The 15026-nt window shown below is 38.8% G+C and carries 17 protein-coding genes; 13 read left to right on the plus strand and 4 right to left on the minus strand.

What is annotated here, in order from left to right; genetic code table 11:
• The 7 genes from EHQ43_RS18825 to EHQ43_RS18855 all read left to right on the plus strand — a co-directional run bounded on the left by EHQ43_RS18825 (position 1) and on the right by EHQ43_RS18855 (position 5328).
• Positions 1–777 (plus strand): enoyl-CoA hydratase/isomerase family protein, encoded by a 777-nt coding sequence (locus EHQ43_RS18825; protein WP_135740832.1) that lies wholly within the window; start codon positions 1–3, stop codon positions 775–777.
• Positions 774–1625, plus strand: coding sequence for a hypothetical protein (locus tag EHQ43_RS18830; RefSeq protein ID WP_135740833.1), 852 nt, complete (start codon positions 774–776; stop codon positions 1623–1625). The genes EHQ43_RS18825 and EHQ43_RS18830 overlap by 4 nt, the downstream gene beginning before the upstream one ends.
• 141 nt (positions 1626–1766) lie before the next feature.
• Positions 1767–2105, plus strand: coding sequence for an arsenosugar biosynthesis-associated peroxidase-like protein (locus tag EHQ43_RS18835; RefSeq protein WP_015676644.1), 339 nt, complete (start codon positions 1767–1769; stop codon positions 2103–2105).
• A 3-nt stretch (positions 2106–2108) separates the two neighbouring features.
• Entirely contained in the window at positions 2109–3083 is a 975-nt protein-coding gene (arsS, locus tag EHQ43_RS18840; RefSeq protein WP_135740834.1) for an arsenosugar biosynthesis radical SAM (seleno)protein ArsS, read from the plus strand.
• Positions 3084–3839 carry a type I methionyl aminopeptidase gene (gene map, locus EHQ43_RS18845; RefSeq protein WP_135772022.1) on the plus strand — a complete coding sequence of 252 codons (756 nt, stop codon included), beginning with the start codon at positions 3084–3086 and terminating at the stop codon, positions 3837–3839.
• 163 nt (positions 3840–4002) lie between these two features.
• A complete protein-coding gene (locus EHQ43_RS18850; RefSeq protein ID WP_135772023.1) occupies positions 4003–4800 on the plus strand; it encodes an alpha/beta fold hydrolase in 798 nt (265 codons plus the stop codon).
• A gap of 123 nt (positions 4801–4923) precedes the next feature.
• Positions 4924–5328, plus strand: coding sequence for an MAPEG family protein (locus EHQ43_RS18855; RefSeq protein WP_135740837.1), 405 nt, complete (start codon positions 4924–4926; stop codon positions 5326–5328).
• Here EHQ43_RS18855 and EHQ43_RS18860 read toward each other — a convergent pair.
• Positions 5325–6326: an NAD(P)H-dependent glycerol-3-phosphate dehydrogenase gene (locus tag EHQ43_RS18860; protein ID WP_135772024.1), complete on the minus strand. Its 1002-nt coding sequence runs from the start codon at positions 6324–6326 to the stop codon at positions 5325–5327. The two genes, EHQ43_RS18855 and EHQ43_RS18860, sit on opposite strands and share 4 nt — an antisense overlap.
• Before the next feature lie 56 nt (positions 6327–6382).
• Between EHQ43_RS18860 and EHQ43_RS18865 the strand changes: the two genes are divergently transcribed.
• Genes EHQ43_RS18865 through EHQ43_RS18885 form a run of 5 tightly spaced genes read left to right on the plus strand, consistent with a single transcriptional unit; the run spans position 6383 to position 11351 of the window.
• A complete protein-coding gene (locus EHQ43_RS18865; protein ID WP_135740839.1) occupies positions 6383–7063 on the plus strand; it encodes a hypothetical protein in 681 nt (226 codons plus the stop codon).
• Positions 7064–8068, plus strand: a complete 1005-nt coding sequence (locus tag EHQ43_RS18870) for a metallophosphoesterase family protein (RefSeq protein WP_135740840.1) — start codon at positions 7064–7066, stop codon at positions 8066–8068.
• Positions 8069–8470, plus strand: coding sequence for a hypothetical protein (locus tag EHQ43_RS18875; protein WP_135772025.1), 402 nt, complete (start codon positions 8069–8071; stop codon positions 8468–8470).
• Positions 8467–10536, plus strand: a complete 2070-nt coding sequence (gene recG, locus EHQ43_RS18880; protein ID WP_135772026.1) for an ATP-dependent DNA helicase RecG — start codon at positions 8467–8469, stop codon at positions 10534–10536. The genes EHQ43_RS18875 and recG overlap by 4 nt, the downstream gene beginning before the upstream one ends.
• Positions 10537–10550: 14 nt before the next feature.
• On the plus strand, positions 10551–11351 hold the full coding sequence (locus EHQ43_RS18885; RefSeq protein WP_135753585.1) for a M15 family metallopeptidase: 801 nt from the start codon (positions 10551–10553) through the stop codon (positions 11349–11351).
• On the opposite strand, the gene galE is transcribed toward EHQ43_RS18885, so the two are convergent.
• Both galE and lpxA read right to left on the minus strand, forming a co-directional pair.
• On the minus strand, positions 11346–12314 hold the full coding sequence (galE, locus tag EHQ43_RS18890) for a UDP-glucose 4-epimerase GalE (RefSeq protein ID WP_135740844.1): 969 nt from the start codon (positions 12312–12314) through the stop codon (positions 11346–11348). The two genes, EHQ43_RS18885 and galE, sit on opposite strands and share 6 nt — an antisense overlap.
• Positions 12311–13117 (minus strand): acyl-ACP--UDP-N-acetylglucosamine O-acyltransferase, encoded by an 807-nt coding sequence (lpxA, locus tag EHQ43_RS18895; protein ID WP_135740845.1) that lies wholly within the window; start codon positions 13115–13117, stop codon positions 12311–12313. Before lpxA ends, galE begins: the two co-directional genes overlap by 4 nt.
• A gap of 144 nt (positions 13118–13261) precedes the next feature.
• On the opposite strand from lpxA, the gene EHQ43_RS18900 reads away from it, so the two are divergent.
• Complete coding sequence (locus EHQ43_RS18900) at positions 13262–13570, plus strand: Hpt domain-containing protein (RefSeq protein WP_135742381.1); 309 nt, start codon at positions 13262–13264, stop codon at positions 13568–13570.
• A gap of 4 nt (positions 13571–13574) precedes the next feature.
• Here the strand turns inward: EHQ43_RS18900 and EHQ43_RS18905 are convergent, their stop codons facing one another.
• The gene (locus EHQ43_RS18905) at positions 13575–14996 is read right to left on the minus strand and encodes a DUF6938 domain-containing protein (RefSeq protein ID WP_135740846.1); all 1422 of its coding nucleotides are present in this window, start codon (positions 14994–14996) and stop codon (positions 13575–13577) included.
• Between the last annotated feature and the right edge of the window lie 30 nt (positions 14997–15026).

A 15026-nucleotide genomic window follows, 5' to 3' on the forward strand; every position in this document is an offset into this window, starting at 1 on the left:
ATGACTCCTTTTGCAGAGATCTTTCATGGAGACCGCATCTTGGAAATCAAGATGCAGTCGAATGAAAAAAACACATTTGATTTTGAAGCATTTGTATTATTCCAACAAATTTTAAACAAACACGCAAATAATCCAAATTTGCGTGTTTTGCTTTTTACCTCCGCACAAACTCAGTTTTTTTCCAATGGGATTGAACCCACTCTCATGTATGGAAAAATGGAATCGGATGTTAGGCGTTCTGTAGAACAATTGTTACGAACAGCGCAGACGTATTTCCACTTTCCTGTTCCTACGATTGCAGTGATCAATGGACATTGTATGGCGGCAGGGGCAGTGTTTGCTCTCTTTTCCGATTACCGTTATATGGTGGACAAAGGGGGAAGGATTGGTTTCTCCGAAGCAATTGTGGGACTAAACTTTCCTTCCATCCCTACAATCGTATTGCAAGACTTAGTTGGTGTGAAAGCAACAAGGGATTTACTTTTTACTGGTAAACAAATCAAAGGTCCTGAGGCAAAAGATATTGGTCTTGTCGATGAGCTCTATAGTGCGGATGATTTATATCCAGAAGCGATGAAATTTGCCGAATCGCTTTCCAAGCTTACTTATAACTCGAGCCGTGGAATGAAAACTGCGTTACGTGAACCGTACCGCGCCCAAATGGAATCCTTATTCCAGTTAGATGCTGACCATTTTACCAAGGTGATCTTATCTCCTGATGGGCAAGAAGGGTTTTTGTCTCTCATAGAAAAACGTAGACCAAAGTTTTCCACATGATGCGACTTGTGATTGTATTTGTGGTCATGATTTTTTTAAATTGTGCCACAAAAGCAGTCATTAAGAGGTCAAAACATGTTTCTACCCAAATCCATCATTTGGATTCTGTAAAGCTTATCCATCCTTACTATGATTTACTCTTTGAATCCCCTGAATTAAAAACAAAAGATGGGACAACATACATACGTTCCATCAATGCATTGGATCGAAGTTCAAATAAATGGTTTGCTCCACACCCAGAAAGCAAAATAGAAACTTTGGAGATGAGAGAGATAACAAATCAAGGGGAAAGTTCCCGTATTGGAGGCATCTATTTCCGACCAAAGTCATACAACTATTCTTGGTATCTGTATCTATCCAAGGAGTTCTCAGTTGTATACAAATTATCGATTGATGAATACACAGAGATTCCCAAAGAAATTGAATATGTGGAATATGAAAATTCCTTTGGCATTTGCTTCGAATTAAAGTCGGGCAAAACATGTTATGAATCAATTCCTATCGCAACAAGTCAGTATCCATATACCTTCCAATTGAATCGTTGTGATGTTTGCCAAACAAAAATTCGAAAGACAATTCGCATTCCCAAACAACCCGCAGAAGACTCTCTTGTCGTTGCCATAGTGGATGAAAAAGGAATCGTAGGGAAGATGTACCAAATCAACACAAAAAAATATGGATTCCTTCTGCAGCGGTATATAGAAATTAATTCCATAGAAAAGTTTGAAACGAATGTTAAATGGTATCCTATTCTACCTTTTGCCTTCGTTTGGGATGCCATCACCATCCCATTCCAAATGATTTGGGAAATTCTGACAATCATTGCCTACAGTCGTTCATTTAGCTAAGATAAGAGATTAAAACCAATCCTTAAGAATTAGAAACTTTGTCTAAGATATTGACCTAACCTAAACCCTTTTGGATATATATGTTAGGGCTTACCCTTGACGAAATCGGAAGGTCAAAAAACTTCATTCTAAAGAGGCAATATGGCAGAAAATCATTATTATAATGCAAAAGACTTAGGAAAATTTGGAGAGATTGGTCGCACGAATCCCGCTCTTGCTGATAAATTTTTTGGATACTACAATGCAGTGATGGCAGAAGGAGCCTTAACGGAAAGAGAAAAGGCACTCATTGCGCTTGCAGTGGCCCATGCACTAAAATGCCCATATTGTATTGATGCCTACACGACCACTTCACTTCAAAAAGGTGCTGATGAAGCACAAATGAATGAAGCAGTACATGTTGCAGCAGCGATGGCGGCTGGCATTAATTTGGTACACAGCGTCCAAATGCAAAACAAAATAGACGAACTTTCATTTTAAAGTATGGATTTAACCGAACAACATTCCACCTTGCAAGGATATAGTGGAAAACATTTTTTTGAAACCGTCGGAAAACCCATCCAGGCGCGTTCCATCAAAGTGTTCCAGATCAATGTTGGCAGATGGTGTAACCAAGCTTGCCGGCATTGCCATGTGGATGCGTCTCCTATTCGAACTGAGATGATGGACGAAAAAACTGCAAAACTTTGTATCGAACTCATATCTAAAATTCCAGAAATTGAAACGGTAGATATCACAGGTGGAGCACCGGAAGGAAATGCAAATTTCAAATACATTGTAACGGAAGCTAGGCGACTAGGCAAACGAGTCATAGATCGCTGTAACCTTACCATTTTGGAAGAACCAGGTTTTGAATGGCTGTATGACTTTTTAAAAGATAACCAAGTGGAAATTGTCTCTTCCTTACCTTCTGTTTTGGAAAATGTAACTGACAACCAACGGGGAAAAGGTGTTTACCAAAAGTCCATCACCGCCTTAAAAAAGTTAAATGCAATTGGTTATGGAACATCACTTCCGATCCATTTGGTTTATAATCCCAATGGGCTATTTTTAAGTTCAGGGCAAACCCAGTTAGAAAAAGAATACAAAGAACATTTATTTAAAAAATATGGAATTGTGTTTAACCAGTTGTTTTGTATCAACAACCTTCCTATCAATCGATTTTTAGGATCTCTTGTTCGCGGTGGAAAATTTGAAATGTATATGGAAACATTGGTGAATGCCTACAATCCTGCAACAGTGAACGGTCTCATGTGTTTAGACCAAATTTCAGTAGGATTTGATGGATCCGTATATGATTGTGATTTTAACCAAATGTTGGAATTAAAATCAAAAGCTGTGAATCACATACAAGATTTCGATTTGCCTGCATTCCTTGGACGAGAAATCGTTGTAGCAAACCATTGTTATGGATGTACTGCTGGTGCGGGTTCTAGTTGTGGTGGGGAGATTGTTTAGATGTCAATTCAAAATGAAAAAGACCTACAGGGGATTTTAAAAGCAGGTAAGTTTGTTGCTAAGGTCCGAGAGTTATTAAAACTTTTGGCAAAACCTGGTGTTTCAACATTAGAACTTGATATGGCCGCAAAACAAGAGTTTGAAGCTGCAGGTGCAATTTCTGCTCCCAAATTTGATTATAAATTCCCCGGATTTACCTGTATTAGTACCAATTTTGAAATTGCTCATGGAATTCCCAAAAAAGAAATGATTCTAAAGGAAGGGGATTTGGTCAATGTGGATGTTTCTGCAAAGTTAGATGGTTATTATGCGGACACAGGAATTTCATTCATTGTCGGTAACGCAAACCCAACACTTCAAAAACTTTGTGATACAGCAATCGAAGGTACAATGCGTGCCACAAAACAAGCGTTTACTGGAAATTATCTTCGCCACCTAGGAAAAGAAATCCATTCGGCCGCAAAAGAAAATGGATTCACTGTCATCAAAAACTTGGCAGGTCATGGCACAGGCAAAAAACTCCATGAAGAACCACAAGTTTTAGTATATGAAGACAAACGCGACCATAGAAAACTAAACCAAGGCCTTGTCCTTGCGATTGAATCTTTTATTTCCACTGGGAGCCAAACTGCATACGAAGAATCCGATGGATGGACTTTAGTCGCTGGGAACCGACAAGGGCATTTAAGTTACGTGGCACAATGCGAACACACAGTCATCGTGCAAAATGGTAAACCCATTATCACCACCTTGTAAACAAGGAAGTAAAATTAATCTCTTTGAATTAGAATTGGATTCATATAGATTACAGGAAACGAAATCATCAATTGACCAAACAAAGTTTTATATTAGATTTTAAGATTGTCCATTGATACATAGAGCATCGGACCACTGTCGATCGAATTCACTTTAGTAGCCTATGTTTCCATTAGAAATCATCGAATCTGGTGCATCTCCCAACGAAGCAAGAGGGATACTTATCCTTTGGCCGAGTACAGGTGGGAATGCGAGATCCTTTCGAATCCGAGATTCAGAGCTTCTTCGTGATGGGTTAAGGTTAATTCGTTTTAATCCACCTTCTCACGGGAATTCAGGTGGAACCTATGATCCAAAAACCGCCATCACTTTGTTAGATGAGTATCTAAAAGGAAAAAACTATTTAAAAAAACCTTTGTATGGGATTGGACATAGTGGGGGAGGGGCAGCGCTTCTTATGTATGCCCAAAAAACTCCCTTTCGAAAATTATTTTTACTTTCTCCAATACTTGATAGTGTTTTAAGTTTAAAGTATTTGTATGAATCGGATTCCATTGAGGAATTCAGTCGTTTGCTCCTTCTGCCGAATTTATCTGATAGTGAATCTCCCAACAAACAGATATTAGAGTCATTAGCAACTCCTGATTGGTTGGTATCTGGGGAAGTGGATCACCTTTCGTTTCCTGTGAAAAATGTTAGGATCCAAGTGGATTCACTTGCAACCTTTTTACGAAATTTATTTTTACCAGGTTTCCAAGTAGAATTTGGTGTGAATGAAAAACGAACAGATGTTACAATATTTCTTCCCGCAGAAGACAAATGGTTTCCTAAAAAACAAACTGTCGATTTTGCAAAACGGAACCAATTTCGATTTTTAGAAATCCCAGAAGCCCCCGACCATTTTTTCTCCCATAGTTGGCTTAGTGTTTGGAAAGAGATAAAATCCATCGATTGGGACTAGAGAACTTCCTAAGTCTCCATAAAAAAATCCTTTTAAATGGTTTACAAATGAACAGAAGTCATTTAGGATTATCGCCTGTATCAATTCGTAAATACAAAGAAGAATTGGTATAAAGGAGAAATTGTGGAACCCATCTATTTAGCTTTGATTCTATTCACTCTTTGGACACTCGCTCTTGGTGTCACATTGACAACCTACAGAAGTGTACAGGTGTTACTTGGTAAAAAAAAATCCAATGAATTCCCAGCAGGTATCCAACATGGAAGTGATTTCAATTGGAGGCTCAACCGTGCCCACCTCAATAGTTTAGAGAACTTACCACTATTTGTAGCAGTGGTTTTTTTGACGGTGAGTTTGGGAAAGGTAGATACATTTGTTAATCAAGTGGGGTTTGTGATTTTGGGAGCAAGGGTTTTGCAATCCCTTACTCATTTGATTGCAACGAATGTATTAGCAGTAAACATTCGATTCACTTTTTACATGATTCAAATTGTGACTTATATCATACTTCTCGTCCGATTGGTTTAGACACCTTCCCTTTTGAGGTCACGGCTCATCAGAGCTTTGACCACTTCTTTCGGATCTTTATCTTCGTATAACATACGATATACTTCTTGTGTGATAGCCATCTCCACTCCCAATTTATCTGCTAGGTTTTTTGTGGATAAAGTGGTTTTTACACCTTCCGCTACTTCGTTCATGGAAGTTAAAATTTCCTTTAACGTTTCCCCTTTGCCCAATCGAAACCCAACCGTTCTGTTTCTCGATGCTTCCCCGCAACAAGTGAGTACCAAGTCCCCCATCCCTGATGGACCAAGGAAAGTCATGGGATCAGCACCCATTTTGATTCCCATCCTTGTGATTTCATTTAACCCACGTGTGATGAGTGCAGCTCTGGTATTTTGTCCAAACCCAAGACCATCGGCAACTCCTGCAGCAATCGCAATCACATTCTTTAAAGCACCACCCACTTCCACGCCAACCACATCGGGAGTCCAGTAGGTTCGGAAATAGGTAAAGCTAAAGATCTCTTGCACTCGTTTGGCGGTAGCTTCGTTTTTCGAAGCGATGGAAACGATGGTAGGAACTCGTTTTACCATCTCTTTGGCAAAACTAGGTCCGGAAAGATAAGAAAGTTGGGAATGGTATTGGCCAGGTAGCTCCGATTCAAAAATTTCAGAAACAAGGCGAAGGCTTTCGTTTTCGATCCCTTTGGAAGCGGAAACGATCGGAACTTTGGGTGGGATATGGTCTTTAATTTCCTTTAAGATGCCTGAGAGTGCGTGGCTCGGAGGAGCCGAAACAATCATGTCTTTGTCTTTCACCACTTGGATCAGGTCTGTGTTTGCTCTCAGTTTTTCAGGAAGAACCAAATCTGGCATATGTTTGGAATTCATATGATTTTCGTTGATCGAACGAGCTTGTTCTTCGCTCCTTGTCCAAAGGGTGACATCATAACCCTTGTCTGCTAAAATACTACCTAGTGCAGTGCCAAAACTTCCAGCACCAATGATTCCAATCTTCATGAGTTCCGTATTCTAAATCTGCTTTCCAAAAAGGCAATAGAAAATAAAATTAAAATATGCTTTTGACGGATCTCTTCCGTTTCAACCCACTGAATCTCTTTTTGCCACCAAAAGTGGTCCCAAAGAGTAATTACAAAGTTACCTTACTGCTCGGTAGCTTAAAAAAAGTCATAAACTCAGAAATCATCGCAGAAGACCCAGATTTGGAAAGTTTAGAAGTAGGTTCCGCCAAAGGGGAAGTGATTTTGACGGGAACGTACCGCATGGAATGGCTTTGGATCGCTCGGTTTTTAAAAGTGAAATCCATCCGATACCGAGTTCGACTCAAACCTGTGTTAGTTAAAGATAACAAAGCAAGATTAAAAATTGTTGGATACCGAGCTTGGGATACTAAACCTCGTCGGTTTGACTTTGTTAGGTGGTTTGTGAAAATTGATCCATTTCACAAAAAAAAAGTATTTGAATCTATCATGCATGAGGCACCTCACATTTTATCCATCACTGGTTTGCAGTGGGAATTATTATTTGATTTAAATTATTTTTTGAATTTGGTTCCTTCTATTGCCGGTAAAATTGAAATCCAATACCTTGTGGCAGATCATAATGAATTGTATATTTTTGTGAGATCTTCTACAATTTTAAAACCACTTGTGGATTTTTTTGGACCGGAGTATTTAAAGATCGATTACATTGAAGAAGATCGAGATATCCAAATGTTACTGTGGGAAAATGAATAGATGAAAATCATTTATCTAACGGATATCCATGATGGACTTCATGGTCTGAAACGAATCCTACAAACTACAGAAGCAGACTTGTATCTTTTTTCTGGAGATATCATATACAAAGCTTTTTTTTCCTTTGATCGGATCATTGATTTTTGTGGTGTCCAAGAGGAATTGTATTATTTATTAACGGAAAGAAAAGATGACTCAACTCCGTTTGACTTTACAACACATGCCATTCGTTTTCCTGAAAAATATTCTACCGCGATCGTAGAAAAATCTCAAAAATACAGAGACTTGTACAAGTTAGCTGCCAAAACGATGAAGGAAAAATATGAAATCATCGAAAAACTAATTCTTAAGTATGCAAAGTCACCTGTGTATTGTTTACCGGGTAATTATGATTTAGATTTGCAATACACCGAACTTTACCAACGAGAAGTGCATCGTAAAAGTTTTGAATTTCAAAATATTAAAGTATCTGGGTATGGTGGTGCTCCGATTTGGACTTCAGGCATTCCCGAAAAACTCACCGTCGTTTTTCACGAATATACTAAAAATGGAAAAAACTATAGTGAACCAGAAGATTTTTTCCGAGAGGAACTGCCTGATATCTGCTGGATTCACAATCCTGCTTATGGTTATTTTGATACCATCCCTGGAGTTGGAAAATGTGGAAGTCAAGGGATCAGAAGGTATTTAGATGATGAATCTCCATCTCTTGTCGTTTCAGGACATGTCCATGAAGACCAAGGCATTAAAAAAACAAAAAATACTGTTTTTATCAATCCATCTAACTTTGGTGCGGTGGATTCATTACATGGTTTCCAAGAAGGTGGATATTACGCTGAAATACTTATGGAAGGAAAAGATGTAGTCCAATCAAATCTTTGCCAACTACGTGGAGAAGATTGGCATAGATTGATAGAAGTAGATTGTTCTGAAAAACATTTAAAACTCATTTCTCAAAATCCGATTTCAACAGTGAGTTCCGAAGATTATATCCGAGGGAATTAAATGGTCACCTTTCTTACGATTTGTGGCGTACTTTTTACCGTTGCTTTTTTCCTTTACGCACTCTCAGCAGTAGACAATCAAAGTTTAAACAAGAAAGAAAAAGAAAGGTTAAAAAAAGAAGAAAATCTTCGAGTAGGGGATCCGAGAAAAGTTTACGGAAAAGAAAAAGACCCAAATCTTCCAAGACTTCGCTTATGCCCTGTTTGTGGGACAGTGCTTCGAAAAGATGAATATTTGTATGCAGCCATTTCTACTTACACCAATAGTGAAGGAAAAAAACAGGCGCAAATTTATGGATGTAAGTATTGTTATCTGATCTTGGATTCTGAAAAAAACAGTTCCGAGCAAAACCAAGGAAAGGAAAATCCCTTTGGGCCTCCAAAACCAACCGATGAGATATGAAACCTATGTTTGATTTAACTCAAAGTTTATCAAATCTAAAAGGGATTGGCCCGAAACGAAAAACTATTTTACTCGATCATGGAATCACAACATTTTATGAATTGTTAACGTATTTTCCAAGACGATATTTAGATCGAAATTTTACAAAAGATATCATTTTAAAACAAGGTGACGTGGTCACATTACTCGGGACTATCGTTGATAGTTATATTGTTCATGGAAAAAAAAGTCGATTACTTGTTGGGTTTCGAACCTTAAACAATGAAAGGATCAATTTAGTTTTCTTTCGTGGAGTCAATTTTTTTCATAAATTGTTTGCTATCGATAAAAAGGTGGTGGTGTCAGGAAAATTAGAATACTTCCGAGGATACCAAATCCTTCATCCCGAATATGAATTTTTATCCGATAAGGATGACCCTGAAGACTCCATTCACGCAGGAAGGATTATTCCGTTATACCCTTCGACTGAAGCATTAAAGGAAGAAGGACTTGATTCTAAAGGATTACGTAAACTCATCCACCAAGTTTTGGAAGGCGGCGAAATAAGTGAAAACTTACCTTCCAAATTCATCAAAAAACGTAAGTTACTTGGTCGAGATGAAGCATTTCGTAACATCCATTTCCCTGATACGATGGAAACCGTACAAATTGCACGAAAAAGGTTTGCCTACGAAGAGTTTTTTTATTTTCAGCGGTTATTATTGTACAAACAACGAGAAAGGCAAAAAGTAAAACGTTTGTTATGGCCTCTTCCTCTGTCACCTTCACGTACCAATTTGGAAAAAAATCTTCCATTTGAACTGACGGATGACCAAAAATCAGCCGTAACAACCATCCTCTCTAAAACCAATACCGATTCTCCTTCTGCATTTTTATTACAAGGGGATGTTGGATCAGGAAAAACCATCACAGCACTCCTTGTTGGATTACACTATATCGACAACCACATCCAAGTAGTTTTTTTGGCACCAACGGAAATCTTAGCCAGACAACATTACCAAACCATTTATAAGTTTATGGGCAATATGCCCTTTCTTGGAATTGAATTATTATTAGGTGGTGAAAACAAGAAGATCCGGGCTGAAAAGTTAGCGAGAATCAAAACGGGCGAATCAAATATCATCATTGGCACCCATTCCTTATTACAAGAAGATGTGATTTTTTCTGATTTGGGTCTCGTTGTGATTGATGAACAACATAAATTTGGCGTGGACCAAAGGGAAACAATTCGAGCCAAAGGTAAAAATCCAGACATCTTGGCAATGACCGCCACACCTATCCCACGCACACTTTGTCTTACTTTATACGGGGATTTGACTCTCGTAAATATCAAAACAAAACCAAAAGGTCGTAAACCCATAGATACTCGTTGGTACAAAGAAGACAGAAGGGCAGGAGTTTACAACTCGATACGAAAATATGTTAGTACTGGAAGGCAATGTTACATTGTGTACCCACTCGTTGAAGAATCCGAAAAGGTTGATTTAGAATCTTGTACCGTCGCATACGAGAATTTACGAACAACCGTATTTCCTGATTTGAAAATTGGATTATTGCATGGAAAAATGAAAAGTGCCGAAAAAGATACCGTGATGGAAAAATTCAAATCAGGAGAGATCCAAATCCTTGTCACAACGACAGTTGTGGAGGTGGGTGTCGATGTACCCAATGCAACTATTTTAGTTGTGGAACATGCAGAACGTTTTGGTATCTCCCAATTACACCAGTTACGTGGTCGCGTAGGAAGAAGTGACTTAGAAAGTTTTTGTATCCTCATGACTGGAGATAATATTAGTGAAGAAGGGCGGGACAGAATTGAAGCACTTGTTTCGTCAAATGATGGATATTTTTTAGCCGAAAAAGATCTCGCCATTCGTGGTCCAGGTGAACTCTTAGGAGTCAAACAAAGTGGATTGCCAGAGTTTAAAATTGCCGATTTGGTTGTGGATCGTGATCTTTTAGAAGAAGCCAAGGAAGACGCAGCGTCCATTCCATTGGATGATCCTATGGAAGTTTCGGAGTTGAGGACTCGATTTAGTGAAGGCAAATTTTTATTTGCGAATTAATCGAAGATTTTTAAATGAACCTTATCATGTTCAGATCAAAGTTTCTATTTTTGTTTTTGCTCTCTTTATTATGTGTATGTGGTGAAAAACCGATCAAACAAACTCAAACTGATTTATATCTGGGAATCGATAAAAATTCTTACTTAACTGGCAAATTCAATTCACCTGGACCATTAGCGCCTGTTATCTTAGAAGAAAATGCAAAGGAACATTATTTAAGACCTGATGTGAAAAAAGCCCTTCATAAAATGATCAATGATTTTGAAGATTCGAAACCAAGCTCTTATAAGCAACATATCTTTTTAGTTTCTAGTTTTCGCAACTTCACTCACCAAAAAGGAATTTGGGAATCTAAATTCACTGGGAAAAAAGCGATGCGAGTTCCCATCAAAGGAAAATCATCTGAAGAAATCATTGGGTTGATATTAGAATTTTCAAGTGCACCTGGAACTTCTCGCCATCACTGGGGGACCGACTTTGACTTAAATGCTCTTGACAATGCCTACTTTGAATCGAATGGAAAGGGAAAATATCTATATGATTGGTTAAAGGAAAACGCATCTAAATATGGATTTTGCCAACCTTACAATCCACTTGTTTCCAGAAACAATAAGGGGTATCAGGAAGAGAAGTGGCACTGGTCTTATGCACCGATTTCCAACCAACTCACCAAAGAATGGATCAAATCTTTCCAATCGGGTGAGATCAAATTAGAAGGTAGTTTTTTAGGTGCAGAGGTGTTAGGTGACCGGGCGTTGGATTATGTAAAGTCCATCAACCCGGAGTGTGAAAAAATCACGTCGCAGAATTTATAAGTTTTTGTACAAATTCCACATACTGGAAAGTAGAGTCTCGGCATCACTATAAATTGGAGTCCAATTTAGTACTTGCCTTGCTTTTTTAGAAGAGGCAAGTAATTTTGCTGGGTCACCAAGTCGCCTAGGCCCTGTTTTGTGAGGTATTTGTTTTCCGACAACTTTCTCCGATAAATCAGCCATTTCTTTCACGGAATATCCGGATTCGGAACCTAGATTAACAGTTAAACTTTCCTTTTTCGCCATTATATAATCCAAGGCTAAAACATGAGCTTTCGCAAGATCGCTGACATGGATATAATCTCGCACACAAGTTCCATCTTCTGTTTCATAATCGTTTCCAAAAATTTCGAATCCCTTTCGAATGCCAGCAGCTGCTTCCATAATGATGGGGAGTAAATTGGCTGGAGTTTTTTCAATGCCTTTGATTCTTCCCTTTGGATCGTAACCAGCAGCATTGAAGTAACGAAGTCTAGCTGACTTTAAACCTTTGAGTTTATCAAACCATTCCAAATTTTCCTCAATACAAAGTTTGGTATAACCATAATAGTTTTCTGGTTGTAAAGGGTGGTTTTCGTCAATAGGTAAGTACTTAGGAGCTCCATACACTGCTGCAGAAGAAGAAAACACAATATACTGGCATCCGTATTGAATCATTGCATTTAATAATGTAAAGGTGCCATTCAGATTGTTCATTGTGTATTTTAGCGGATCAGTCATGGATTCACCTGCAGCCTTCCATGCAGCAAAATGAAAAACAGCATCTACTTTTTTAGCAAAAGCTTTTTTTAAGACTTCAGGATCTTGGATTTCACCTTTGATAAATTCATTTTCGGGAAACAAATTGGCTTCGTTTCCCTTTTCCATATCATCGACAATGATGATTTCATGTCCGAGTTCCATGAGTTCTAGGACAATATGACTCCCAATATAACCGGCTCCCCCGGTTACGAGGACTCTCATTCTTCGTCGGATCCACCGGAAACAAATTTGTGATCCACAACTCCACGTTTACTGGTTTCGAAGAATTCGATGACTTTTTGCACTTCGGGTGCAGGGTTTTGGTCTTTTTTAAGTTCGACCAATGCTTGTTTTGTATTGAGACCACTATGATAAATAGTTTTATAAACTCTTTTGATCGCAAGGCGAACATCAGCAGAGATTCCGGCACGTTTCATACCAACAACATTCAAACTCACGACAAGGCCCGGATGACCGTCAACTGTAGCATAAGGAGGTACATCTTTAACAACTTTTGTGAGTCCCGCTAACATAGCATAATCGGCTACTCTTACAAATTGGTGAACTCCGACGGATCCAGAGATGAACACTTTGTCACCAATCACAACGTGACCCGCAAGCATCGTATTTTGAACCATAATGTTATGGTCACCTACAATCACATCATGGGCTATATGAACATTCCCCATTAAATAATTGTGGTTTCCGATCACAGTTGCTTTCCCTTCTACTGTCCCTCTGTGAAAGATTACATTTTCTCTAAAATGATTATGATCCCCAATTTCCAAATAAGTTTTGGTTTCAGGTTTAAAAGCTAAGTCCTGAGGTAATCCGCCAAAACTACCACCTGATGAAATTTTATTAAATTTACCAATTCGGGTCCCTGTAAGGATTTTCACATGGGATTCGATAACAGTTCCTTCTCCAATTTTGACATCTTTTTCAATGATACAAAATGGTCCAACTTCAACGGATTCATGTAGTTCCGCTTTAGGATCGATGATGGCAGTGGGGTGAATTTTCATATTGAATTACAAAAAAAACCAATTGGAAAGACCTGCAAATGATTTTTTAAAATGTAATTTACACGCTTTTCAGCGTCTGTTATCTTTTGGAAGGGTGGTGTGAACTTGTTAATAGACTGGTCGCGAATAGAATCTCTTGTGGATATGAACGATCCTGAAGACCAAGCTTGGCTTAAGGAAATGATCGCTTCGCTTTTGGAAAATATGGCAACTCGGGTTGAAAACTTGGATCGATTGATGCAAACTAAAGATCCAAAAGACCTCCAATCTGAACTCCACCAAATCAAAGGGGTGGCAGCAAATTTTGGACTCTCATCACTTTCCGAAGTTGTTGTCAAAGCAGAAAGCCTTGTGAAAGCCGGTGATGTGGATTCATCCATCATCGAAGGGAAAAAAATTCCAGCGATTTGGGAATCCACAAAACGGGAACTAGAAAAAAAATTCTCATCCTAAATACTTAGTTTGCGGTCGCCATTTCGACGGCCGTTTTACTACCGTTATAGATCCCTTCGATTGTATTCTTAATAATGGATTCGTTCATTCTGAGAAGTAGATCCTCCGATTCTGTGAAAATTTGAACAAGTTCCTTCGCATGCATTACTTCTCTACATTCCACGGTTCCTTCTCCAAGTTCCAATGATCGGACAACTGATGCTGCTTCATGGTCACCTACTCTTCTAATGAAAAGTTTGGGAATGGGAAAAAAAGCTAATTCAGAAGGTTTTGTCACCAGAACATCTGCTATGCGGATCAATTTATCCGTTGCTGAAAATGCTTCTGTGTGGGATGGAAAATGAAACAATACTACTGGTGGATTGTTTTCATTGTCATCTGACCTAAGAGGGTGTCGTGTAATGAATGTTAATAGATCCTCCCAGGAATCAATAGAAAGATAAGGGATTTTTTGAAAGATCAAATATTCTTCAATTGCTTTTAAAACTTTGACATGATCACCTGTGTTGATCCAATACGCAGCTTTTTTGTTGATGAGATAAGACTTGGTCAAACGAATGAGATCCAAGATATACCCTTTTTGTGCACCGGCACCACCGATTGGAATTAAAAACCTTCTGGTTTTTTTGGCATCTATCCTACGAACTCGGTTTTCGGAATCTGTCACTGCATTCGACACAATGTCTTCGGAAACCCAATGCCCTGCAACGGCTAAGTTATCCTTCGGAACTCCCATCTCGATGTACTTCGTATAAGAGGAAGGTGACTGAACCAAATTTAATGCACCTGGGACAAGTAAATAGTATTGAGGGTAATTATCACAGATGAGGTGGATAGTCTTTTGAAAATCAGATGCGACTGCAATTTGACCATTTAACGGGTATGTGGTGATGACTGGTGAGTCTTTGGGAATACCATGCATCAGTCCCTTATATAGGGATGCGAGTTGGCAAGAAAGTTCAAGAGAAGTGAGATTCCCTTGTGACATAAGTTGGCCCCAAATCCATTCTACAGGCCCACCAATTTCAGAACTCATTCGTGAGAAAAAACTATACCCAGAATCGATATCGCCGATGGCTTTTGACTCTGGGGATTCGATGGCGAGTAAATCATGTAAATAGGTAGGTATGTTTTTTTTTAACGAATGGGAATAGACGGAAAGTGCCATTCGATGGTGGCCATAACCCATCCGGATACTTCCGACCACAAGACGTGATCCAATGGGATTTTGCCCTTTATCGGAAATGAGTTCTAATCCTGGATACAATGGAGAAGGGGAAGAAAATAAGGGAATGGAACTTTCTCCAATGGAGTATCGTTTTTGTAGGATCCCTCGAATGAGGCCAGCGGTTTGTTTGGAAATAAAACCTGTGTCAAGGCCGAACATTGGTTCTCGATTCATGCAGGAAGTGTAATTAAGTGGCATACTCTTTCAAGTGAAATTTCAATTCTTAGC

The sequence above is a fragment of the Leptospira bouyouniensis genome (genome assembly GCF_004769525.1).
GTDB classification, from domain to species: domain Bacteria; phylum Spirochaetota; class Leptospiria; order Leptospirales; family Leptospiraceae; genus Leptospira_A; species Leptospira_A bouyouniensis.

Coding starts and splice junctions, on each gene's coding strand:
- EHQ43_RS18860 (WP_135772024.1), bottom strand. CDS start 6,326: ATGAAGATTGGAATCATTGGTGCTGGAAGTTTTGGCACTGCACTAGGT.
- EHQ43_RS18865 (WP_135740839.1), top strand. CDS start 6,383: ATGCTTTTGACGGATCTCTTCCGTTTCAACCCACTGAATCTCTTTTTG.
- EHQ43_RS18825 (WP_135740832.1), top strand. CDS start 1: ATGACTCCTTTTGCAGAGATCTTTCATGGAGACCGCATCTTGGAAATC.
- EHQ43_RS18850 (WP_135772023.1), top strand. CDS start 4,003: ATGTTTCCATTAGAAATCATCGAATCTGGTGCATCTCCCAACGAAGCA.
- arsS (WP_135740834.1), top strand. CDS start 2,109: ATGGATTTAACCGAACAACATTCCACCTTGCAAGGATATAGTGGAAAA.
- EHQ43_RS18830 (WP_135740833.1), top strand. CDS start 774: ATGATGCGACTTGTGATTGTATTTGTGGTCATGATTTTTTTAAATTGT.
- lpxA (WP_135740845.1), bottom strand. CDS start 13,117: ATGAAAATTCACCCCACTGCCATCATCGATCCTAAAGCGGAACTACAT.
- EHQ43_RS18905 (WP_135740846.1), bottom strand. CDS start 14,996: ATGCCACTTAATTACACTTCCTGCATGAATCGAGAACCAATGTTCGGC.
- EHQ43_RS18875 (WP_135772025.1), top strand. CDS start 8,069: ATGGTCACCTTTCTTACGATTTGTGGCGTACTTTTTACCGTTGCTTTT.
- EHQ43_RS18870 (WP_135740840.1), top strand. CDS start 7,064: ATGAAAATCATTTATCTAACGGATATCCATGATGGACTTCATGGTCTG.
- map (WP_135772022.1), top strand. CDS start 3,084: ATGTCAATTCAAAATGAAAAAGACCTACAGGGGATTTTAAAAGCAGGT.
- EHQ43_RS18835 (WP_015676644.1), top strand. CDS start 1,767: ATGGCAGAAAATCATTATTATAATGCAAAAGACTTAGGAAAATTTGGA.
- galE (WP_135740844.1), bottom strand. CDS start 12,314: ATGAGAGTCCTCGTAACCGGGGGAGCCGGTTATATTGGGAGTCATATT.
- recG (WP_135772026.1), top strand. CDS start 8,467: ATGAAACCTATGTTTGATTTAACTCAAAGTTTATCAAATCTAAAAGGG.
- EHQ43_RS18900 (WP_135742381.1), top strand. CDS start 13,262: ATGAACGATCCTGAAGACCAAGCTTGGCTTAAGGAAATGATCGCTTCG.
- EHQ43_RS18885 (WP_135753585.1), top strand. CDS start 10,551: ATGAACCTTATCATGTTCAGATCAAAGTTTCTATTTTTGTTTTTGCTC.